This is a genomic window from Paraburkholderia sp. FW306-02-B (genome assembly GCF_058782725.1).
Window position 1 is genome coordinate 4,602,182 of record NZ_JBYSXZ010000001.1, and the last position, 20,526, is coordinate 4,622,707.

The window sequence follows — 20,526 nt, forward strand, 5'->3', positions numbered from 1 at the left end:
TTTTTCGGCCGAATCGGCCCGCCGCGTGCCTCGTCACTCTATTTGCCAAACGCGCGACGCGCGATCCGCGCTTCTCCCCAAGTTTCTCCCCAAGCTGCGCGGCTTGCGCAACCTCGCACGACACCGCTTGCATGCACGGCGTGCACAGGCTCACAGACCCTTTACCCGCCGCGCGCGGCTCCCGCCCGGTCCGCCACCTCGTTCCACAGATGCATCGCCGCATACGCACGCCACGGCCGCCACGCGTCGGTGCGGGTGCGCTGCTGGGTGGGCCGCACGAGCGACGGGTCGCGCGCGCAGATCGCCTGCATCAGCACGAGGTCCCATGCGGGCCACGCGTCGGCGTCGCGCCACGCGCGCATCGCGACGTACTCGACCGTCCATGGGCCGATGCCAGGCAGTGCGAGCAACGCGGCGCGCAGGCTGGTGGCGTCGGCCACGCTGCTGTCGAGCGGCACGTCGCCTGAAGCCACCGCGTGCGCGAAGCCTTGCAACGCGGCTACGCGTTTACCCGGCATGCCGATCTTCTCCAGATCCACGGCCGCCAGTGCGGCGGGTGTCGGGAAGCGCCACGCGGTGTTCTCGTGCGGATGACCCTCGATGCGTTCGCCGGCGCGCTGCACCAGCCGGCCGATGATGGTGGTCGCCGCCTTCACGCTGACCTGCTGGCCGACGATCGCGCGCACCACCAGTTCGAAGCCCGACCACGCACCGGGCACGCGAAGACCCGGCACGGCTTCGATCAATGGCGCGAGCCACGGGTCGGCGGCGAGTTCCGTACCGATTTTTTTCGGATCGGCGTGCAGGTCGAACATCTTCGCGATCGGCACGGCGAGCGCGTCGGCGTGACGGCTCACAGGCCCCTCGATGCTCGCGACGATGCAGCGTTTGCGCGGATGCAGGCGCACCGTCAGCGTGCCGCTGTCGCCGGCCCAATCGATCGCGCGGCGGTAGGCGCCGTCTTCGACGGCTTCGACGCCCGGCGTCGCGCGTCCGCCGAAAAAGCGCAGCAGCCGGGGCCAGTCGAAGGGTGGTTTGAACGGCAGTTCGAGTGTTGCGACGTCGTCAAGCGTGCTCACGCGGCGTGGTCCAGGTTGGAGGTGATGACGGCAATGGTGGCGATCTCGCGTTCGCGCTCGCGGTCGGCCGCGTCGTGATCGTCGTGTGCATGCTGCGCTTCGTTGTCGAGCAACGCAGCCTTACGCGGCAGGCCCCAACGATAGCCCGCCAGCGCCCCGCTCTTCTGCACCACGCGATGGCAAGGGATCGCCAGCGCGACCGGATTCGTCGCGCAAGCGCTTGCCACCGCGCGTACGGCGCGAGGTGAACCGACGGCTTCGGCGATGTCCGAATAGCTGCGCGTCTCGCCGTACGGAATGCGCCGCAGCGCGTCCCACACGCGTTGCCGGAACGCGGTTGCGGCGATATCGAGCGGCAGATCGAAGTGCTGGCGCGTGCCGCGCAAATAGGCGTCCACCTGGGCGATGAACGGTGCAAGCCGCGCCGGATCGTCGATCAGTTCGGCATTGGCAAACTCGCTGCGCAGGTCGTCGGCGAGCGCCGCCGCATCGTCACCGAAACCGATCTTGCAGATGCCTTTGTCGGTGGCGGCAATCAGCACGAAGCCGAGCGGGGTCGGCGCGCTGGCGTAGCGCACGGTCAATCCGGCGCCCTTGCGGCGAAACGCGGACGGCGCCATGCCCAATTCGGCCGACGCGCTGTCGTACATCCGCGACGGTGAGCCGAAGCCGGCGTCGAGCGTGGCGCGGGTGACGTCCGAGCCGCGCTGGAGCGCATCGCGCAACGCGGCGCCCCGCTGCGCGGCCTGATACTGACGCGGCGATACGCCCACCACGCGTTTGAACAGACGCTGCAAGTGAAACGGGCTGATATGCACAGCGTCGCTCAGCTGCGCGAGCGTGAGGCGTTGTTGCGGATCGGCGTCCAGCGCGGCGCAGGCGCGATTCACGATCTCCAGTTCGCGCGGCAGGCCGCCGGGCTGGCAGCGCTTGCAATCGCGGTAACCCGCGGCGCGCGCAGCGTCTGCGTCGACGAAGAAATCGACGTTTTCACGGCGCGGCTGGCGCGACGCGCACGACGGACGGCAGAACACGCCGGTGGTTTTGACGCCGTAGAAGAACGCGCCGTCGGCCTGCGGGTCGCGGCGGGTGACGGCGTCCCAGCGGTCGGCGTCGCTGGTCCAACCGGTGGTGGCGGTGTGGTCGGTGCGGTTCATGATGGTCCCGGAATGACTGTGTCGATGCTCACCAATGTAGGCCGCATGCCGACACACTACGCTCCGGTTCTTGCTCTGTCATTGCGCTTCCTCGTAGGCTGGAAGTGCCACCAGGCGCTCGTTTCACTGCAAAGTGCGACAATTTGGCGCGATATCGGGTTTTCCCTTAAAAAGTTATTGCGTCGCACCAAGCCGATGTGTATATTAGTACTTGTCTCCTCCATGTCTCCTCCTGATATGGATTCAGCCCGCTCCACATAGAGCGGGCTTTTTTTCGTCCGCGTTTTCGTCCGCATCTTTCGTCTGCCCCTCCTGATCTGCCCCTTTGCGGGTGATTCACGGCCGATCACACGCCGCTGTCACGGCGGCGCCCTCCCTTTCCTCCTACACTGGCTATTCACCCGTCCAGCGAACTATCCAGGAGGCGTTCGAGATGAAAATCCACATTCGTGAGATCGATCACATCGTCATTCGGGCTGCGGACGTCGAGCGGATGTCGCGCTTCTATTGCGACGTGCTCGGTTGCAGCGTCGAGAAGGAGCAGCGCGATCTGGGCTTGACGCAATTGCGCGCCGGGCGCTCGTTGATCGACCTGTTGCAGGTCGGCGCAAAACTCGACCATGCCGAAAACGGCACGCCCGGCGCGGGACGCAACATGGATCACGTGTGTTTGCGGATCGAACCGTTCGACGCCGACGCGCTCAAGGCGCATCTGACCGAACACGGCGCGCGGCTTGGCGAAACGGCGCTGCGCTACGGCGCGGACGGCTTTGGGCCGTCGCTGTATCTGTTCGATCCGGAGGGCAATATGGTCGAGCTGAAAGGGCCGCCGGAAGCGGCGCGTGTGACTTCGCTCTAACGAACGCCCCGCAGCCGTTGCGGACGACGCTCAAACGTAGGGGTCAAGCGCAACCAGCAAACGCACCTGGCGTTATCAAGCGTTGGCCGGCGCCTTCAACACCGTCCATTTGATCTGCACCGCGTCCGCCTCGGCGCTGCCGAGCCATGCTTCGCCGTCCTGCACGGTGCATTGCAGACGCATGGTCCGTTCGGCGAGCGAGCCGAGCGCGGCGGCGACGTCTTCACCGAGCGTCCACACCGTCACATTGCGCATGCGTTCGACCTTGTTCTTCACGCCTTGCCACCAGATGTCCGAGGCGCGGCCGCCGTAGGCGATCACGATCACTTCGTTCGCGCGGCCGCTCGCTTTGGCGATGCGCCGTTCGTCGGGCTGGCCGACTTCGATCCAGGTTTCGATTGCGCCGGTCAGATCCTTCTGCCACAGGTCCGGTTCGTCGACATCCGACAAACCTTTGCAGAATTCGAGGCGTTCCTGCGCGAACAGCGCAAACGCGGCGACGCGCACCATCATGCGCTCGTCCGTTTCGGAGGGATGGCGGGCGATCGTCAGCGAATGGTCGGCGTAGTAGTGCCGGTCCATGTTGGCGATCTGGAGTTCCGCCTTGTAAATCGTCGATTTGAGAGCCATGCCGTTGCTATACCAGGCGTTCGCTCCACCGGAGCGAACAGAAAAAGAATCGTCGACGGCTCGTTGCCGCTTACCGTGTTGTTTGTACATCGCTTGCTCCTCCCGCGCCGAACGCCGGCGCCCCGCTGTGGTTCGAATCGCAGCGGAGAATACGGCCCACGGGCCGCGGCGCGCCGTCTGGATTTCGCATTCTGACGGCGCTACCGGCTGCTTTCTGCAACGGGAGAAGCATTTACCGCGCCACTGCCGGCTCGAAGGAGGTGCCGTACACCTCTGCAGCGGCTTCCCGCAAGGCTTCGAGCACCACGGAGGCCGCCGGCGAAAGCAGGTGGGACTGGCGCGTGATGATACCGAATGTATCCATCCTGCACGGTAAATCGATCGGCATCCGCTTCAGAACACCGTACTGTTGGTATTGACGCGCCACTTCGTCGGGCAAAACCGCCAGCATGTCGCTTTGTAGCAGCAAGCTCGAAATCGCCAGAAAATTGTTGGTATTGACCACGTTTTGCGGCGGATTCAGCCCGATTTGCGAAAACATCAGATCGAAGCGATGGCGCAAAACACTGCCTGGCGGATGCAAAACCCAGCTCGCGTTGACGATTGCCCGCAGTGTCAAACCTGTCTCATTTTCGAGAGGATGGCCGGGACGCGCGACCACGCACAGCGGTTCGTCGGCGAGCGGTTCATAGCGAACTTCGGTTTTGAACTGATTTTGCCGCTCCAATACGCGACCGACCATGATATCCAGTTCGCCCTCGGCGATCAGGGGCAGCATCACGTCGGAGGTTTCCACCTCCGCCCAGATTTGCAACTGCGGATAGCGCTCTTTCACGCTGGCGATCGCGCGCGGCACCATCGTCGCGGCGGCGGCGGCAATCACGCCGATGCGCACCTGGCCCGCCAGACCGGCGCGCAAGGCCGAAATTTCGTCGTGCGCGTGGCTCAGGTTCGACAGCACCATGCGCGCGTGGCGGATCATCACTTCGCCGTACAGCGTAGCGTGCATGCCGTGCGGCGTGCGGTCGAACAGGCTCACCTCCAGCATGTCTTCCAGCTCTTTCAGAAGGCGTGAGGCGGCGGGCTGCGTCATGCCGAGCACGTCGGCCGCGCGCCGGACGTTGCCCTCCTCTTCCATCGCCGCGAGCAACAGCAACTGCCGCGTCTTCAGCCGCGCGCGCACGAACCAGTTCGAGTAGCTGCGGGTCATGGCCTGTCTCCATAAAGCGCCTCGAAGCCGTCTGTCGGGGCGAAGGCCTCATCATGCCATACCGGAATTGATATCGCGATGGCCCAAAAAGGGATTGGAAAGTTATTGGGGCGGCTCATACCATTCGTGAACTTTCCGAGCTTCCTCATGTGGCCTCCTGCTTTCGATGAATCGCGATCCGCTCGTCCCTCTCGTTGCAAGTCCGTTCCGCCACTACATCAACGGCGGCTGGGAGACGGGCGCGACCACCGGCGTGTCGCTCAATCCATCGGACCTCGACGAACCGGTCGGCGACTATGTGCGCGCCGATGCGCGGCAGACCGATACCGCCATCGAAGCGGCGAGCGCGGCGTTCCGTGAATGGTCGCTGGGTTCGGTGCAGCGCCGCGCGGATGCGCTCGATGCGATCGGCAGCGAGATGCTGGCGCGCCGCGACGAGCTGGGCCGGTTGCTGGCGCGTGAAGTCGGCAAGACCTTGCCGGAAGCCTTGGCCGAAGCGACGCGCGCCGGCCAGATCTTCAAGTTTTTCGCCACCGAGGCGTTGCGCGCGTTCGCCGAGCCGATGGCCTCGGCGCGCGCCGGCGTCGAAATCGACGTGACGCGCGAGCCGCTCGGCGTGGTCGGCATCATCGCGCCGTGGAGCGCGCCGCTGGCGACCCCTGCGGCGAAGATCGGCGCCGCCCTCGCCCACGGCAATTGCGTCGTCTTCAAGCCGGCCGAATCGGCGCCTGGATGCGCGGCGGCGCTGGCGACGATCATCAGCCGCGCCGGAATGCCCGCAGGCGTGTTCAATCTCGTGATGGGCAGCGGCCGGCAGGTCGGCGCGCGGATTGCGGCGCATCCGCTGGTAGCGGCGATCAGCTTCACCGGTTCGGCGGAAACCGGCACGCGGGTTCTGCAAGCCGCCGCCGCCCGGCAGGCGCGCGTGCAGCTGGAAATGGGCGGCAAGAATCCGTTTGTGGTGCTCGCCGATGCCGACTTCGACGGCGCCATCGAGGCCGCCTTGAGCGGCGCATATGGCTCGACTGGCCAACGCAGCACCGCAGCGTCGCGATTGATTGTCGAACGCGCGGTGTTCGAGCCGTTCGTGGATGCGTTGCAGGCGAAGCTCGCCAGGCTAACCGTCGATCACGCGTTGAAGCACGGCACCGATATCGGCCCGGTCGCGAACGCCGCGCAGCTGGAGCGCAATCTCGACTACGTGCGCATCGGTCAACAGGAGGGCGCGCAATGGCTGCGCGGCGGCCGGCAGTTGGAACGCGCGACGCGCGGCTACTTTTTCGAACCCGCGCTGTTCATCGGTGAACCCGAGCACCGCATCGCGCGCGAAGAAATTTTCGGGCCGCTTGCCGTCGTGCTGAGCGCCGACGATTACGACCACGCGTTGCATCTCGCCAACGACACCGCCTACGGCCTATGTGCCGGCATCTGCACGCGCTCGCTTGCCCGCGCGCGGCATTTCCGGCGCCACGTGCATAGCGGCCTTGTGACGATCAACCTGCCGACCACCGCCGTCGAGCATCACGCGCCCGCCGGCGGCCGCAAAGCATCGGCCTACGGCGCAACCGACACGGCGTTCTGGACGGCCGTGAAAACGGCCTACGTCGCGGGCTGATCGATATGACATTCGCGCATCCGAGCGCCTATCCACGACCCGGCTGACGCCGGCGCGCATGACCCCGCTGCTACTAAACGAAATCAATGCAGCTTTTCAACCTCAGGAGACAGAGATGACCAGCAAGCTTCGCCGTTTGACCCTATCCGCGATGGCCGCCGCCGCCCTCGCCGCACCCTTTGCCGCGCAACTTTCCGCGCGTGCCGATCAGCCGCTCAAAGTCGGCTTCCTCGTGAAGATGCCGGAGCAGGCCTGGTTCATCAACGAACAGAAAGCGGCCACCGCGCTCGGCCAGAAGGACGGCTTCTCGGTGGTCAACATCGGCACGCCGGACGGCGAAAAAGTGCTGGCGGCAATCGATAACCTCGGCGCACAAGGCGCCAAAGGCTTCGTGATCTGCGCGCCCGACGTGCGCCTCGGACCGGCGATTCAGGCGCGCGCGAAGCGCTACAACATGAAGTTCGTCACCGTCGACGATCAACTGGTCGACTCGACCGGCAAGCCGCTGCCGAACGTCCCGCACCTTGGCATGTCCGCGTTCAAGATCGGCAATCAGGTCGGCACGGCGATCTCCGATGAAATGAAGCGCCGCGGCTGGAAGCCGGAAGAAGTCGGCGCGCTGCGCATCACGAACTACGAATTGCCGACCGCGAAATTGCGCACCGACGGCGCCACGCAAACGCTGCTCGCCGGCGGCTTCAAGAAGGAAAACATCTTCGACGCGCCGCAAAAGACCACCGACGACGAAGGCGGTTTCAACGCGTCGTCGCCGGTGCTGGCGCAGCATCCGAACATCAAGAAGTGGGTGGTCTTCGCGCTCAACGAGGAAAGCGTGCTGGGCGGCGTGCGCGCCACTGAGCAACTGCACATTCCGGCGACGGACGTGATCGGCGTCGGCATCAACGGTGCGGGCGAGGCCTTCGCCGAATTCCAGAAGAAGGAACCGACGGGCTTCTACGGCACGATCGCCGTGAGCTCGACGATGCACGGCAAGGAGAGCACGGAGAACCTCGTCGGGTGGATCAAGGACGGCAAGCAGCCGCCCGCCGATACGCAGACCACCGGCAAGCTGATGGTGCGCGGCAATTGGCAGGACGTGCGTAAAGAGCTCGGAATTTAAGCGGGATTCGAGTCTGCACGTGGCGGGCCGAATCGCGCTTACGCGAAATCGGCCCGCACAGGTTGTCCCCAGCTAGAGGCTTTCGATGACGGTTTCCCACACTGACGAAGCGGCGCTTTCCGCGCAAGCGCCCTCGCCCGCCGAGCCATATCTGCAACTCGACGGCATCACCGTGCGCTTTCCTGGCGTACTCGCGCTCGATCAGGTGTCGCTCGACGTGCGCCGCGGCGAAGTGCACGGCTTGATGGGCGAAAACGGCGCCGGCAAATCGACGCTGCTCAAGGTGCTATCCGGTGTGAATCAGCCGGCCGCGGGCACCTTGTCGCTCGACGGCGTCGAGCAGCAGTTCATCACCACCAAGGCGGCCATCGCGGCGGGCGTCGCGATCATCTATCAGGAACTGCATCTGGTGCCGGAGCTGACAGTCGCGGAAAACCTGATGCTCGGCGCCCTGCCCAATCGTTTCGGCGTGCTGGACGAAAAAGCGCTGGTTGCACGGGCTGTTCGCGAACTCGAACGGCTCGGTGAAAAGATCGATCCGGCGCAGCAGGTCAAGAATCTGTCGATCGGTCAGCGGCAAATGATCGAAATCGGCAAGGCGCTGATGCGCGATGCACGCGTGATTGCATTCGATGAGCCGACCAGTTCCTTGTCGTCGCGTGAAACCGCGCAGTTGTTCCGGATCATTCGTGCGCTGAAGGCCGAGGGCCGCGCGATCGTCTACGTCACGCATCGAATGGATGAGGTCTACGAACTGTGCGATCGCGTGACGGTGTTTCGCGACGGCCGCCGCATCGATACGTTCGACGCAGGTACCGGACTCGATCGCGATCGATTGATCAGCTGCATGGTGGGCCGTTCGATCGCCGACGTGTACGGCTACCGCTCGCGCGATATCGGCGACGTGCAACTCGACGTCAAAGGTTTGATGGGACGCGGCCTGCGCGAACCGGCTACTTTTGCGGCACGTAAAGGTGAAATTCTCGGCTTCTTCGGACTGGTCGGCGCCGGCCGTTCCGAGTTGATGAAGCTGATCTATGGCGCCGAGAAACCGACCGCAGGCGAGATCACGCTCAAGGGTAAGCGCGTGCGTTTCACCACGCCGCGCGATGCGGTCCGCGCGGGCGTCGCGTTGTGTCCGGAAGATCGCAAGCAGGAAGGCATCGTGTCGATCGCCTCCGTCTCGGACAACCTCAACATCAGTTGCCGCCGTCACTTCAGCCGCTTCAACGTGCTCAACGGCCGCAAGGAAGCGCAAACGGCCAGAGAGTTCATCGGCAAGCTCGCGATCAAGACACGTAACGGCGAGACGCCGATCGGCACGCTCTCCGGCGGCAATCAGCAGAAGGTGATTCTGTCGCGCTGGCTCGCCGAAGACATCGACGTGTTCCTGATGGATGAACCCACGCGCGGCATCGACGTCGGCGCGCGCAGCGAGATTTACGGCTTGCTGTATGGGCTTGCCGAAGCGGGCCGCACCGTGATCGTCGTGTCGAGCGATCTGGCGGAAGTGATCGGCGTCGCGGATCGCGTGATCGTGATGAAGGAAGGCTGTGTCGTCGGCGACCTGCCGAAGGCGCAGGCCACGCCCGACGCATTGATCAAACTCGCCCTGCCTCGCTAAGCCGCCAACTGAATCGCGCCATTGAAAACGGAATAGACATCATGCACACACCTTCCACCGACTCCTCTACTCCAGCCGTCGCCTCCGCGGGTCTAGGCGCACGCGCGGCGCGCACGTGGGATCTGATCAACAAGTCCGGCATCGTGATGGTGTTCATCATCCTGTTCGCGGCTTTATCGTTCACCGTGCCCGATTTCCTGAGTTCGCGAAATATCCAGGGCTTGCTGCTGTCCGTCACGCTAATCGGCTCGATCTCCGTGACGATGATGTTCGTGCTTGCGCTGGGCGAAGTGGATTTGTCGGTCGCGTCGATCGTTGCGTTCGCGGGCGTGGTCGCCTCCACCTTGATTACCGCGACGCACAGCGTGCTGCTCGGCGTGGCAGCCGGTGTGCTCGCGGGCGGCGCGGTCGGGCTCGTGAACGGCGTACTGGTCGCGCGCTACAAGATCAACTCGCTGATCGTCACGCTCGCGATGATGGAGGTCGTGCGCGGCCTCGCGTTCATCACGTCGAACGGCGATGCGGTAATGATCTCCGAAGAGCGTTTCTTCGACCTCGGCGGCGGCGCGTTCCTCGGCATTTCGTATCCGATCTGGAGCAACATCGTCGGCTTCGTACTGTTCGGTTTTCTGCTGAAGAAAACCGTGTTCGGCAAGAACGTGCTCGCTGTCGGCGGCAATAGCGAGGCGGCGTTGCTCGCGGGCTTGCCGGTCACGCGCATCAAGATCACAGTGTTCGTATTGCAAGGGCTCGTCACCGGCTTTGCCGGCGTGATGCTTGCCTCGCGGATGAGTCTGGGCGACCCGAAAACGTCGGTCGGGCTCGAACTCGGCGTGATTTCCGCATGCGTGCTCGGTGGCGTATCGTTGACGGGCGGCGTCGCGACGATTTCCGGTGTGCTGGTCGGCGTGCTGATCATGGGCTCCGTGCAGGACGCCATGAGTCTGATGAATGTGCCGACCTTCTATCAATACCTGATTCGCGGCGGGATTCTGCTGCTCGCGGTGCTGTTCGATCAGTACCGCCGCAGCAAGCGCGTGCACTGACGCGCGCCCGGGGCTAGGCGCCCCCCTCTAGATGTTTGCCAACAGGAGATTTCATGGCTGATTCGAACCAGACTAAAAAGCCGCTGCGCAGCCAGGCGTGGTTCGGCCTCAAGGACCGCGACGGCTTTCTGCATCGCTCGTGGATGAAAAACCAGGGCATTCCGCACGACGAATTCGACGGGCGTCCGGTGATCGGCATCTGCAATACGTGGTCCGAACTGACGCCGTGCAACGCGCATTTTCGCGAGCTCGCCGAGTACGTGAAAAAAGGCGTGCACGAAGCGGGTGGCTTGCCGTTGGAGTTTCCGGTGATGTCGCTCGGCGAGACCAATCTACGGCCAACCGCGATGCTGTTTCGCAACCTCGCGTCGATGGATGTCGAGGAGTCGATTCGCGGCAATCCGATGGACGGCGTGATTCTGCTGGTCGGCTGCGACAAGACCACGCCGGCGCTGCTGATGGGCGCGGCCTCGTGCAATCTGCCGTCGCTCGCGGTGTCGGGCGGGCCGATGCTGAACGGTCGTTTTCGCGGCAAACATATCGGCTCAGGTACGGGCGTCTGGCAAATGTCGGAGGAAGTACGCGCCGGCTCGATGACGCAGGAGGAATTCACCGAAGCCGAGTCGTGCATGAACCGCTCGCGCGGCCATTGCATGACCATGGGCACGGCATCGACGATGGCCTCGATGGTCGAATCGCTCGGCATGGGCTTGCCGCACAACGCGGCGATCCCCGCCGTCGATGCACGCCGGCAAGTGCTCGCGCATCTCGCTGGACGGCGCATCGTCGAGATGGTTCGCGAGGATCTGACGATGGACAAGATCCTCACGCGCCAGGCGTTCGAAAACGCGATCCGCACGAATGCGGCGATCGGCGGCTCGACCAACGCGGTCGTCCATCTGATCGCGCTGGCTAAGCGGATCGGCGTCGAACTTTCGCTGGAAGATTGGGAGCTGGGATCGAACGTGCCGTGTCTGGTGAATCTGCAGCCGTCAGGTGAATATTTGATGGAGGACTTTTACTACGCGGGTGGTCTGCCGGCCGTGCTCAAGCAACTCGGCGAGCAAGGGCTGCTGCATCGCGAAGCGCTGACCGTCAACGGCAAGACGATTTGGGACAACGTGCGCAACGCGCCGAACCATGACGAGAAGGTCATCACGACTTTCGCGGAGCCATTCAAGCCGAAGGCGGGCATTGCGGTGCTGAAGGGCAACCTGGCGCCGAACGGCGCGGTGATCAAGCCGTCGGCGGCCACAGCGCATCTGCTGAAGCATCGCGGACGCGCGGTGGTGTTCGAGAACATCGAGGAATTGCACGCGAAGATCGACGACGAGTCGCTCGAGATCGACGAGCACTGCATCATGGTGCTCAAGGGCGCGGGGCCGAAGGGCTATCCGGGCTTTGCCGAAGTCGGCAACATGCCGCTGCCGAAGAAGGTGCTGCAAAAGGGCATTACGGACATGGTGCGCATTTCCGACGGACGCATGAGCGGCACGGCATACGGCGCGGTGGTGTTGCACGTGTCGCCGGAAGCGGCGGCAGGCGGGCCGCTCGCGTTCGTGCAGACTGGCGACATGATCGAGCTCGACGTCGAAGTACGGCGCCTGCATCTGGATGTCTCCGACGCCGAACTGGCGCGCCGCCGCGCCGCTTGGCAGCCGCCGGAACCGCCGAAGCGCGGCTACTACAAGCTCTACGTCGAACACGTGCTGCAAGCGGATCAAGGCGCGGATCTCGACTTCCTGGTGGGATCGAGCGGCGCGCCGGTGCCGCGCGATTCGCATTGATCGACGTTTGACCGTTTGACCGTTTGACGGTTGTTCCTGCGCTTTGCGAGAAGGCGTGCTGCCGATGCGGACCGACAATCCGCATCGGTTTTTTTAATGCGCTTCAGCAATCAGGCCGGAGCCACCAATAAAAACGGCCGGGCAATCCGCCCAGCCGATTTATTACTCACAGATTCACCGCCTCCGGCTTTTAAAGTCAGAGGATTGACAGAACGAACCGCGTCCGGCGTTTCACCGGAGCGCGGGCGCTTATTGCTTGATGAATCGATCGTTAGCCCAGAGGCCTTGCGTATCGCTATTAGCGGCATTCACGAATTCGACGTCATGCCCAACCACGCGGACCACGCGGAAACTCGAATTTTCCGGCGTTGAAATGCACTGGTATCCGGAGAAGAATTCCTGCATCTTTTGCTGTTCACCGGCTTGCGCATGCTGATCGGCGGCGTCGAGCTTATCCTTCGACAGGCAGCCATACGCATTCGCCTTGAACTGGATGGTTTGCTGCGGCTTGACGACAACGTCTTGCGCTTGAACGGATGCGGCAGCCAAACCCGCAATGGCGAAAAGAAGGGCAATTCGCGATTTCATATGTTCCTCCGGTGCGGGTTTATTACTCAGGTTAGCTATGTATTTAACTTTAACGTCGAACCCGCATGTTGCACTTTAGAAGAACGCGAGCGAACGACAAGCACATCTTGTGTGCGGTCGCAACAGCGGCGAATTGTCGCACCCGCCGCCGCACCTCGTTAACCGGCGGGCAAAGTCTTAAAGACGCAGGATTGAAACGGATAACTAAAAGATGGGCAGGGCGCACCGCTTTAACCAGTAAAGCTTTGCGGTTCGTATTCGCGTAAACGCGCAGCGCCAATTAAGCGAATTAATACAATTAACGCCTGGACTTGGTGCATTGCACACAAAGTCATTCAACCGACTAAAGAAAAATCGCGAAATAACGGTGTACGTGCAGAAGATAAACGGTGCCAGGCCTGCCAACCGGGCGCGCACGGGCGACGCGCCGGCGCGCGCCGTGCGAGACAGCGGCTCAATCGCCGCGCTGATGGGTCGCGAAGAACTCGGACTGAAACATGCACATGCGCAAGGCGTTGTGATACCGGCCATTGCCAAAAAACTCTTCGATCAGCTCGGCCTCATGCTTGAAACCGCACTTCTCATAGACATGGATGGCGGCCGTGTTCGACGTATCGACGATCAGATAGATCTTGCGCAGATTCAGCACTGAAAACGCGTAGTCGATCGCGAGCCGGGTGGCGAGGGTGGCGTAACCGCGGCCCTGTGCATGCGGCGCGATGATGATCTGGAACTCACCGCGCCGGTGGATGTAGTCCAGTTCGATCAGCTCTACAACGCCAATGGTTTCACCGGCGTTATCGATGGCGACGAAGCGCCGTTCGCGTTGATCGTGCACGTGCTGGTCGTACAGTTGGGTCAATTCGGAGAACGTTTCGTATGGCTCTTCGAACCAGTAACGCATGATTTTCGCGTTGTTGTTCACTTCGTGGACGAACCGCAGATCGGTTCGCTCGAGCGGGCGCAACGTGAGGTCGTTGCTGCGTTCGGTAGTCATTGGATTCCCCTTGAGACTTATTCGTTTGAATAGGCGAGCCGAGGCGCGCGTTTCTGTTAGTCCGGCCGCAGCGCAGGGAGTTCTTGCAACGCATGCAGCCGCAGCAGCGCGATTTTGCAAAGAGCGAGACGGCGCGCGGATTCGGCGAGGGCAGGGCGTCGCATTGTTGCAGGCGGGTTATCGCGAAATTATGGGCGGTGTGACACCGTGTGGGTACGCATGCTGCTCTACAATGAAATCATGCACTTGCGATCGGAGGCCACCATGATCGAGCAACTGATACTGGGCGCGTTTCTGGTCGTGCCGCTCGTGATCGTCGCGTTCCTTTTCTCCGACGAATTGTGGCAAGAGCATAGGCATCAGCAGGAGTTGCGACACATGGATGTACGGCCTCACCGTATTGACTGGCGGCATCCGTTGCGTCGCATGCGGAATCGTCCTTGAGCCGTTGCGGCGCGGTTCGCTACGTTATGCCTTCAGCATGGCATTTGCCGACTCGTCCTTTCCCCGATGTTGCCCAGCGCCGCGAAACGCTGTAACGCGCGGCGCTTGATCTTATTGCGCCTTCCTATGTGCCTGAACTGCACATCTTCGACCGGCCGTCTTAAAATAGCGACCCGTCGAACAGGAGGTTTCGTGCGCAAATTGATTTCATTGATGCTGCTGGCGGCCACCACCACGGCTTTCGTGCCGGCGACCGCCGAGGCGCATTCGCGTTCGCGTGTGGTGTGCAAGCGCGTGTGGGTGCATGGCCGTCTGGTGAAGCATTGCCGCCGCGTGCCGTATCACCATCATCACCATCGCCCGCCGCATCACCGTCCGACGCCATACCACCGGTGATTGACCCGACCCGCTGTACGCGGGGTTTTTTTGCGCGCGCCACTGCCTGAGCCTCGCTCAGTCCGCGCGCCAATGCTCGCGAATGCGTTTGGCGAGCGCTTCGAGCGTGGCGGCATCGGCGACGTCGCGTGCGTGCATGCGCAACGGCTCTCCCTCCCAGCGGGGGATCACGTGAAAATGCACGTGCGGCACGGTTTGTCCCGCGGCGCCGCCGTTGAACTGTCCGATGAACATGCCGTCCGGGCGCAAGGCCGCGCGCAGGGCGATGGCCAGCTTCTGCGTCATACGCATGCAAGCGACCACCGACGCGTCCGACAGCTCGAAAATCTCCACCACCGCCTCCTTCGGCACGACCAGCACGTGACCGTCGGCTTGCGGCATCAGGTCCATGAAGGCGAGCGCCGCGTCGGTTTCCGCGACTTTGATGCAGGGTAGTTCGCCACGCAGAATCCTTGCGAAGGGATTGCTGTCGTCGTAGTTCATCACGCGTCCTCTCTGGTTGCCGGTACGAATCAGGGTTTTGCCGCTCTCGCCGGTATTGTCCACCACATCTGTTACAACGCGCGCGCCGCCCGTTTGATCGCTTGCGGCGGCTGGCCGAACGCACGCAGAAACGCGCGCCGCATCCGTTCGGTATCGATAAAGCCGGTTTCGGCGGCAACCGCTTCCATCGAATGACGGCCGGCTTCGAGCATCGAGCGCGCGGCTTCCACGCGCAGCGCCTCGATGGCCTTTGCCGGCGACTGCCGCGTCTCATCGCGAAAGGCGCGGCTGAACTGGCGCGGACTCAGATGCGCGACGTCGGCGAGCTGTTCGACCGTCAGCGGCTCGCGTAAATGAGTCCTGGCGTACGAGAGCGCGTCCTGTATCCGATCGGATTTGGGTTCCAGATCGAGCATGGCCGAGAACTGCGATTGTCCGCCGGCGCGCCGGTGATAGACCACCATTTTCCTGGCGATCGCGCGCGAGACGTCGACGCCAAGATCGTTTTCGACGAGCGCCAGACACAGATCGATACACGCGGTCATGCCGGCCGACGTCCACACCGATCCGTCGACGATAAAGATGCGGTCTTCATCCATACGCACCTCGGGAAAGCGCTGCTGCAATTCGCGGGCGAAGCGCCAGTGGGTCGTGGCGTGCCGGCCGTCGAGAATGCCCGCTTCGGCCAGCACGAAGGCGCCGGTGCAGATGCTGGTCGTGCGGCGGGAGGCGGCCAGCGCCTCGCCCAGAAAGGCCAGCAACCCCGGCGATGACGGCTCGATCAGCAGCGCACCCGTGACGACCACCGTGTCGTACGACGGATCGCCGAACGGCTGCGTCGCGATCTGCGCGCCGGACGAACTGCGCACCAGCCCGCCGTGCTCGGAGATGACTTCCACCTCGTACTCCGGCTGCGGCGCTTCCATGTTCGCCAGCTCGAAGACGGAGATCGCGACCATATCGAGGATCTGGAAGCCGGGGAAAACCACCACGCCGATACGTTTCATCGCGATGTCCTAAAACGAGGGAAATACGACATTTGAGACAACAGGCTACGCGTCTAGACTTCGCTCGTCAACACCGCAAGATCGCCTCGAGCAAAGCGGCGGCTGCGGGGAGTCATCGGTTTTCCCATTCAACGATCAGGGCGCAAGCGTCAACGCCTACCGCCCGCAAGGAGAGTTTCCATGGCAACGCAAGCAAACAAAGGCACGGCATTGATCACGGGCGCATCGTCCGGCATCGGCGCCGTTTACGCGGACCGCCTCGCGCGGCGCGGCTACGACCTGATTCTGGTGGCGCGCAACGTAAAAGGCCTGACCGCCGTGGCGGAGCGCCTCACCCGTGAGACCGGCCGACACGTCGATATCGTCGCTGCCGATCTGACCGTCAAGGCCGACACGCGCCGCATCGAAGAGCGCCTGCGCACGGATAGCAGTATCACGATGCTGGTCAACAACGCGGGCGTCGGCGCGACGGCGTCGCTGATCGACTCGGACGTCGACGAACTCGACAAGATGATCGAGCTGAACGTGACGGCCCTTACGCGTCTCACCGCGGCGGCGGTACCGGGCTTCGTCGAGCGGGCGAACGGTATCGTGATCAATATCTCGTCGATCGTCGCGCTGTCGCCGGAGACGCTGAACGGCACCTATAGCGGCACCAAAGCCTACGTGTTGAATCTGACGCAGTCGCTGCATCATGAAGTCGGCGGCAAGGGCGTGCAATTGCAAGCCGTGCTGCCCGGCGCCACCAGCACCGCGTTCTGGGACCGTGCCGGCCTCGCGGTCGAGCATCTGCCCGCGCAGATCGTGATGAGCGCCGAGGATATGGTGGACGCCGCGCTCGTGGCCCTCGATCAAGGTGAACTGGTGACGATCCCGTCGCTGCCGGACGTGGCCGATTGGGAGCGCTTCAACAGCGCACGCCTGCAACTGCAACCGAACCTCTCGCACAAGGTGCCGGCCCAACGCTATACGCGTGCTTCAACGGCGGTTTAACGCCAGTCGGTCGCGACGTCGTCGGGATCGACCAGCGTCAGTCCCGACGACGGCAGCGGCAGCGCCGTTTTGTAGCGCACCTGTTTCAAGGCAAAGCTGGAGCGGATGTTCGAAATGCCCGGAATCTTCGTCAGATGATCGACGATGAAGCGCTCCAGCGTCTGCATGTCCGGCATCACGACGCGCAAGAGATAGTCGGCGTCACCCGTCATCAGGTAGCACTCCATCACCTCGGGGCGCTCCGCAATCGCCTGCTCGAAACGCTGCAGCGCGTCTTCCACCTGCTTCTCCAGACTCACCTGAATGAACACGTTGATGCGCAGCCCGAGCGGCTCCGGGTTCAGCAACGTGACCTGCTGCTTGAACAGGCCGAGTTTTTCGAGCGCGCGCACGCGATTGAAGCAGGGCGTCGGCGACAGATTCACCGAGCGCGCCAGATCCGCGTTGGTAATGCGCGCGTTCTGCTGCAACTGGCTCAGGATGCCGATGTCGGTGCGGTCGAGCCGTCTGGGTGGCGTGGTCATAGATGAAATATTCCGTGATGGGTGCGAAATTCGGAATAAATAGCCTATCCCAGCGCGAGATCACAAGCAAATGAGACGCTCATTTTGCGGACGGATGGGTACCATTATTTCACTCGATGTCGAGCCGAACGCCTCCTTGTGGGAGTGGTGCCATGACGGATTTGTCCAGCGGTAGCGACCAGGTGCGGTCTCTGAATGCTCAACACATGGAAGGTGCGGAACGTGACGACACCGACCCGCAGGAAACCACCGAATGGCTGGAGGCGCTCGATGCAGTGGTCGCGCACGTCGGCCGCGATCGCGCGCAGTTCCTGTTCGACAAGCTTGCAGCGCATGCGCTGTCGCTCGGCGTGGAATCGGCGCGGACCAATGTCACGCCGTACCAGAACACGATCCCGCTCGAGCAGCAGCCGCGTTATCCGGGCAATCTCGAACTCGAAGAGCGCCTCGCCGCCGCGCTGCGCTGGAATGCGCTGGCGATGGTGGTGCGCGCAAACCAGGCATACGGCGAACTCGGCGGCCATATCGCGAGCTATGCGTCGGCGGCAGATCTGTTCGAGGTCGGCTTCAACCATTTCTTCCGGGCTGCGGCGCCGGGCAGAGAGGAGGGCACGGGCGATCTCGTCTACTTCCAGCCGCATTCGTCGCCGGGCGTCTATGCACGGGCCTATCTCGAAGGATTTTTGGGCGAGCAGCACCTGCAACACTACCGCCGCGAGATTGCCGGGCCAGGGCTGTGCTCGTATCCGCATCCGTGGCTCATGCCGGACTTCTGGCAGTTCCCGACCGGCTCGATGGGCATCGGCCCGATCAACGCGATTTACCAGGCGCGCTTCATGCGCTACCTCGCCAACCGCGGCCTCGCGGAGACGGACGGGCGCAAGGTGTGGGGCTTCTTTGGCGACGGCGAGATGGACGAGCCGGAATCGACCGGCGCGTTGTCGCTGGCCGCCCGCGAGGGGCTCGATAACCTCGTGTTCGTGATCAACTGCAATCTGCAACGATTGGATGGTCCGGTGCGCAGCAACGGCCGCATCATCGACGAACTCGAGGCGCATTTCATCGGCGCCGGCTGGAACGTGATCAAGGTGATCTGGGGTTCGGACTGGGACGCGCTGTTTTCACGCGACCGCACCGGCGCGTTGCTGCGCGCGTTCGCGCACACCGTCGACGGGCAGTTCCAGACTTTCTCGGCGAACGACGGCGCGTACAACCGCGAACGCTTCTTCGGCCAGAACCCGGCGCTCGCGGCGCTCGCCGCGCAGCTCTCCGACGACGACATCGACCGCCTGCGCCGCGGCGGCCACGACGTGCGCAAGCTGCATGCGGCGTATGCGAAGGCGCTCGCGCATCGCGGCCAGCCGACGGTGATTCTCGCGAAGACAATGAAGGGTTTCGGCATGGGCGCCTCGGGCCAGGGCCGGATGACCACGCATCAGCAAAAGAAACTCGGCTTCGACAACCTCAAGGCGTTTCGCGACCGCTTCCGCCTGCCGCTCACGGATGAGGACGTCGAACAGGTGAAGTTTTACAAGCCAGCGGACGACAGCCCGGAGATGCAATACCTGCATGCTCGCCGGGCTGCCCTGGGAGGCTATCTGCCCAGAAGGCGGAGAGTTGCATCGAAGGGGCTGATCGTCCCGCCGAGGTCCTCCTGGGGGCAATTCGCGCTGGATTCGAACGGCCGCGAAATGTCCACGACGATGGCGCTGGTCCGGATGCTGACCGCGCTGCTCAAGGACAACGAAGTGGGCCCGCGCGTGGTGCCGATCGTCGCCGATGAGGCACGCACCTTCGGCATGGCGAACATGTTCCGTCAGGTCGGTATTTATTCGCCGCTCGGGCAGTTGTACGAGCCGGAGGACCTCGGTTCGATGCTGTACTACCGCGAGGACACTAAAGGGCAGATTCTCGAGGAAGGGATTTCGGAGGCGGGCGCGGTGTCGTCGTGGATTGCGGCGGCGACCTCGTACAGCGTGCACAACCTGCCGATGCTGCCGTTCTACATCTACTACTCGATGTTCGGCTTCCAGCGCATCGGCGATCTGATCTGGGCCGCTGCGGATCAACGCGCAAGAGGGTTCCTGATCGGCGCGACCTCGGGCAAGACGACGCTTGGCGGAGAGGGTTTGCAGCATCAGGACGGCACGAGCCATCTGGCGGCATCGACGATTCCGAACTGCCGCGCGTACGATCCGGCGTTCGCGTATGAAGTCGCCGCGATCGTCGCCGAGGGCATGCGCGAGATGGTCGAACAACAGCGCGACGTGTTCTATTACGTGACGGTGATGAATGAGAACTACGCGCAGCCTTCGGCGCCCGGCGGCGATCTGGACGCGGCGCGCGAAGGCATCCTGAAGGGCATTTATCCGCTGGCTAATCAGGCGGCGTCTTCGCAAGTGCAACTGCTCGGCGCGGGCGCGATTCTCGGCGAAGTCATCGCAGCGCAGCAGATGCTGAAGGACGACTGGCAGATCGAAGCCGCCGTGTGGAGCGTGACCAGCTTCACCGAGTTGCAGCGCGACGGTATGACGTCGGAACACCTTGCGCGCCACGGCGAGACGACGGAAGCGCCGTATGTGACGAAAGCGCTCGAGGCGTCCAAAGGCCCGGTGATCGCCGCGACCGACTATGTCCGCGCGGTGCCCGAACTGATTCGCGCCTATGTGCCGCGCCGCTACGTGACGCTCGGCACCGATGGCTTCGGCCGCAGCGACACGCGTCAGGCGTTGCGCGAGTTCTTCGAAGTGGACCGCACGGCGATCGTGATCGCGGCGTTGAAGGCACTGATGGACGAGGGCGCGCTCGAGGCCAACGTGCTCGCCGAAGCGCGCAAGAAATATCGCGGCGAGATGCCCGTGGGCGCCGCTTCATGGCAATGCTGAAGCAACGCCGCTTCAAATGAAAACGCGCCCGGCGAGATGCCCGGGCGCGTTGCGATCCAGCGGCGCTGCAACTGCGCGTGCA

Annotated in this window: 19 protein-coding genes; 10 read left to right on the plus strand and 9 right to left on the minus strand. The window is 63.3% G+C overall.

What is annotated here, in order from left to right; genetic code table 11:
* Nucleotides 1–161: 161 nt before the first annotated feature.
* Nucleotides 162–1,079: a DNA-3-methyladenine glycosylase family protein gene (locus AC3WOG_RS20690; RefSeq protein WP_492579650.1), complete on the minus strand. Its 918-nt coding sequence runs from the start codon at nt 1,077–1,079 to the stop codon at nt 162–164.
* Entirely contained in the window at nt 1,076–2,236 is a 1,161-nt protein-coding gene (ada, locus tag AC3WOG_RS20695; RefSeq protein WP_492579651.1) for a bifunctional DNA-binding transcriptional regulator/O6-methylguanine-DNA methyltransferase Ada, read from the minus strand. Before ada ends, AC3WOG_RS20690 begins: the two co-directional genes overlap by 4 nt.
* 433 nt (nt 2,237–2,669) lie before the next feature.
* On the opposite strand from ada, the gene AC3WOG_RS20700 reads away from it, so the two are divergent.
* Nucleotides 2,670–3,095, plus strand: coding sequence for a VOC family protein (locus AC3WOG_RS20700; RefSeq protein ID WP_492579652.1), 426 nt, complete (start codon nt 2,670–2,672; stop codon nt 3,093–3,095).
* Nucleotides 3,096–3,170: 75 nt separating this feature from the next.
* Here AC3WOG_RS20700 and AC3WOG_RS20705 read toward each other — a convergent pair whose 3' ends face one another.
* Entirely contained in the window at nt 3,171–3,725 is a 555-nt protein-coding gene (locus AC3WOG_RS20705) for a YaeQ family protein (RefSeq protein ID WP_492579851.1), read from the minus strand.
* A 232-nt stretch (nt 3,726–3,957) separates the two neighbouring features.
* Entirely contained in the window at nt 3,958–4,935 is a 978-nt protein-coding gene (locus AC3WOG_RS20710; protein WP_492579653.1) for a LysR family transcriptional regulator, read from the minus strand.
* Nucleotides 4,936–5,101: 166 nt separating this feature from the next.
* Between AC3WOG_RS20710 and AC3WOG_RS20715 the strand changes: the two genes are divergently transcribed.
* From AC3WOG_RS20715 to AC3WOG_RS20735, 5 genes are all read left to right on the plus strand, one after another.
* Nucleotides 5,102–6,550 (plus strand): aldehyde dehydrogenase family protein, encoded by a 1,449-nt coding sequence (locus tag AC3WOG_RS20715; RefSeq protein WP_492579654.1) that lies wholly within the window; start codon nt 5,102–5,104, stop codon nt 6,548–6,550.
* Nucleotides 6,551–6,665: 115 nt separating this feature from the next.
* The gene (locus AC3WOG_RS20720; protein ID WP_492579655.1) at nt 6,666–7,670 is read left to right on the plus strand and encodes an arabinose ABC transporter substrate-binding protein; all 1,005 of its coding nucleotides are present in this window, start codon (nt 6,666–6,668) and stop codon (nt 7,668–7,670) included.
* A gap of 85 nt (nt 7,671–7,755) precedes the next feature.
* A complete protein-coding gene (gene araG / locus AC3WOG_RS20725) occupies nt 7,756–9,294 on the plus strand; it encodes an L-arabinose ABC transporter ATP-binding protein AraG (RefSeq protein ID WP_492579656.1) in 1,539 nt (512 codons plus the stop codon).
* A gap of 41 nt (nt 9,295–9,335) precedes the next feature.
* Nucleotides 9,336–10,340 carry an L-arabinose ABC transporter permease AraH gene (araH, locus tag AC3WOG_RS20730; protein ID WP_341313804.1) on the plus strand — a complete coding sequence of 335 codons (1,005 nt, stop codon included), beginning with the start codon at nt 9,336–9,338 and terminating at the stop codon, nt 10,338–10,340.
* Nucleotides 10,341–10,393: 53 nt separating this feature from the next.
* Nucleotides 10,394–12,127, plus strand: coding sequence for an IlvD/Edd family dehydratase (locus AC3WOG_RS20735; protein WP_492579657.1), 1,734 nt, complete (start codon nt 10,394–10,396; stop codon nt 12,125–12,127).
* A 249-nt stretch (nt 12,128–12,376) separates the two neighbouring features.
* Here the strand turns inward: AC3WOG_RS20735 and sap1 are convergent, their stop codons facing one another.
* A complete protein-coding gene (gene sap1 / locus AC3WOG_RS20740; protein ID WP_492579658.1) occupies nt 12,377–12,715 on the minus strand; it encodes a surface attachment protein Sap1 in 339 nt (112 codons plus the stop codon).
* 454 nt (nt 12,716–13,169) lie between these two features.
* Nucleotides 13,170–13,712, minus strand: coding sequence for a spermidine N1-acetyltransferase (speG, locus tag AC3WOG_RS20745; protein ID WP_492579659.1), 543 nt, complete (start codon nt 13,710–13,712; stop codon nt 13,170–13,172).
* 264 nt (nt 13,713–13,976) lie between these two features.
* Here speG and AC3WOG_RS20750 point away from each other — a divergent pair, with 264 nt between their 5' ends.
* Together AC3WOG_RS20750 and AC3WOG_RS20755 are read left to right on the plus strand one after the other, a co-directional pair.
* Nucleotides 13,977–14,156, plus strand: a complete 180-nt coding sequence (locus AC3WOG_RS20750; protein WP_492579660.1) for a hypothetical protein — start codon at nt 13,977–13,979, stop codon at nt 14,154–14,156.
* Between the two features lie 192 nt (nt 14,157–14,348).
* On the plus strand, nt 14,349–14,552 hold the full coding sequence (locus AC3WOG_RS20755) for a hypothetical protein (protein ID WP_492579661.1): 204 nt from the start codon (nt 14,349–14,351) through the stop codon (nt 14,550–14,552).
* Nucleotides 14,553–14,609: 57 nt separating this feature from the next.
* Here the strand turns inward: AC3WOG_RS20755 and AC3WOG_RS20760 are convergent, their stop codons facing one another.
* Nucleotides 14,610–15,035 carry an HIT family protein gene (locus tag AC3WOG_RS20760; RefSeq protein ID WP_492579852.1) on the minus strand — a complete coding sequence of 142 codons (426 nt, stop codon included), beginning with the start codon at nt 15,033–15,035 and terminating at the stop codon, nt 14,610–14,612.
* Between the two features lie 71 nt (nt 15,036–15,106).
* Nucleotides 15,107–16,042, minus strand: a complete 936-nt coding sequence (locus AC3WOG_RS20765; RefSeq protein ID WP_492579662.1) for a GlxA family transcriptional regulator — start codon at nt 16,040–16,042, stop codon at nt 15,107–15,109.
* A 180-nt stretch (nt 16,043–16,222) separates the two neighbouring features.
* Here AC3WOG_RS20765 and AC3WOG_RS20770 point away from each other — a divergent pair, with 180 nt between their 5' ends.
* On the plus strand, nt 16,223–17,035 hold the full coding sequence (locus tag AC3WOG_RS20770) for an SDR family NAD(P)-dependent oxidoreductase (protein WP_492579663.1): 813 nt from the start codon (nt 16,223–16,225) through the stop codon (nt 17,033–17,035).
* Here the strand turns inward: AC3WOG_RS20770 and AC3WOG_RS20775 are convergent.
* The gene (locus AC3WOG_RS20775; protein ID WP_492579664.1) at nt 17,032–17,559 is read right to left on the minus strand and encodes an Lrp/AsnC family transcriptional regulator; all 528 of its coding nucleotides are present in this window, start codon (nt 17,557–17,559) and stop codon (nt 17,032–17,034) included. The genes AC3WOG_RS20770 and AC3WOG_RS20775 overlap by 4 nt on opposite strands.
* 152 nt (nt 17,560–17,711) lie before the next feature.
* Between AC3WOG_RS20775 and mdeB the strand changes: the two genes are divergently transcribed.
* Nucleotides 17,712–20,444, plus strand: coding sequence for an alpha-ketoglutarate dehydrogenase (mdeB, locus tag AC3WOG_RS20780; protein ID WP_492579665.1), 2,733 nt, complete (start codon nt 17,712–17,714; stop codon nt 20,442–20,444).
* Nucleotides 20,445–20,526: the final 82 nt, after the last annotated feature.

Bases quoted from the DNA above. Each gene is read 5' to 3' on its own strand.
- ada (WP_492579651.1), bottom strand. From the start codon at position 2,236: ATGAACCGCACCGACCACACCGCCACCACCGGTTGGACCAGCGACGCC.
- AC3WOG_RS20700 (WP_492579652.1), top strand. From the start codon at position 2,670: ATGAAAATCCACATTCGTGAGATCGATCACATCGTCATTCGGGCTGCG.
- AC3WOG_RS20705 (WP_492579851.1), bottom strand. From the start codon at position 3,725: ATGGCTCTCAAATCGACGATTTACAAGGCGGAACTCCAGATCGCCAAC.
- AC3WOG_RS20710 (WP_492579653.1), bottom strand. From the start codon at position 4,935: ATGACCCGCAGCTACTCGAACTGGTTCGTGCGCGCGCGGCTGAAGACG.
- AC3WOG_RS20715 (WP_492579654.1), top strand. From the start codon at position 5,102: ATGAATCGCGATCCGCTCGTCCCTCTCGTTGCAAGTCCGTTCCGCCAC.
- AC3WOG_RS20720 (WP_492579655.1), top strand. From the start codon at position 6,666: ATGACCAGCAAGCTTCGCCGTTTGACCCTATCCGCGATGGCCGCCGCC.
- araG (WP_492579656.1), top strand. From the start codon at position 7,756: ATGACGGTTTCCCACACTGACGAAGCGGCGCTTTCCGCGCAAGCGCCC.
- araH (WP_341313804.1), top strand. From the start codon at position 9,336: ATGCACACACCTTCCACCGACTCCTCTACTCCAGCCGTCGCCTCCGCG.
- AC3WOG_RS20735 (WP_492579657.1), top strand. From the start codon at position 10,394: ATGGCTGATTCGAACCAGACTAAAAAGCCGCTGCGCAGCCAGGCGTGG.
- sap1 (WP_492579658.1), bottom strand. From the start codon at position 12,715: ATGAAATCGCGAATTGCCCTTCTTTTCGCCATTGCGGGTTTGGCTGCC.
- speG (WP_492579659.1), bottom strand. From the start codon at position 13,712: ATGACTACCGAACGCAGCAACGACCTCACGTTGCGCCCGCTCGAGCGA.
- AC3WOG_RS20750 (WP_492579660.1), top strand. From the start codon at position 13,977: ATGATCGAGCAACTGATACTGGGCGCGTTTCTGGTCGTGCCGCTCGTG.
- AC3WOG_RS20760 (WP_492579852.1), bottom strand. From the start codon at position 15,035: ATGAACTACGACGACAGCAATCCCTTCGCAAGGATTCTGCGTGGCGAA.
- AC3WOG_RS20765 (WP_492579662.1), bottom strand. From the start codon at position 16,042: ATGAAACGTATCGGCGTGGTGGTTTTCCCCGGCTTCCAGATCCTCGAT.
- AC3WOG_RS20770 (WP_492579663.1), top strand. From the start codon at position 16,223: ATGGCAACGCAAGCAAACAAAGGCACGGCATTGATCACGGGCGCATCG.
- AC3WOG_RS20775 (WP_492579664.1), bottom strand. From the start codon at position 17,559: ATGACCACGCCACCCAGACGGCTCGACCGCACCGACATCGGCATCCTG.
- mdeB (WP_492579665.1), top strand. From the start codon at position 17,712: ATGACGGATTTGTCCAGCGGTAGCGACCAGGTGCGGTCTCTGAATGCT.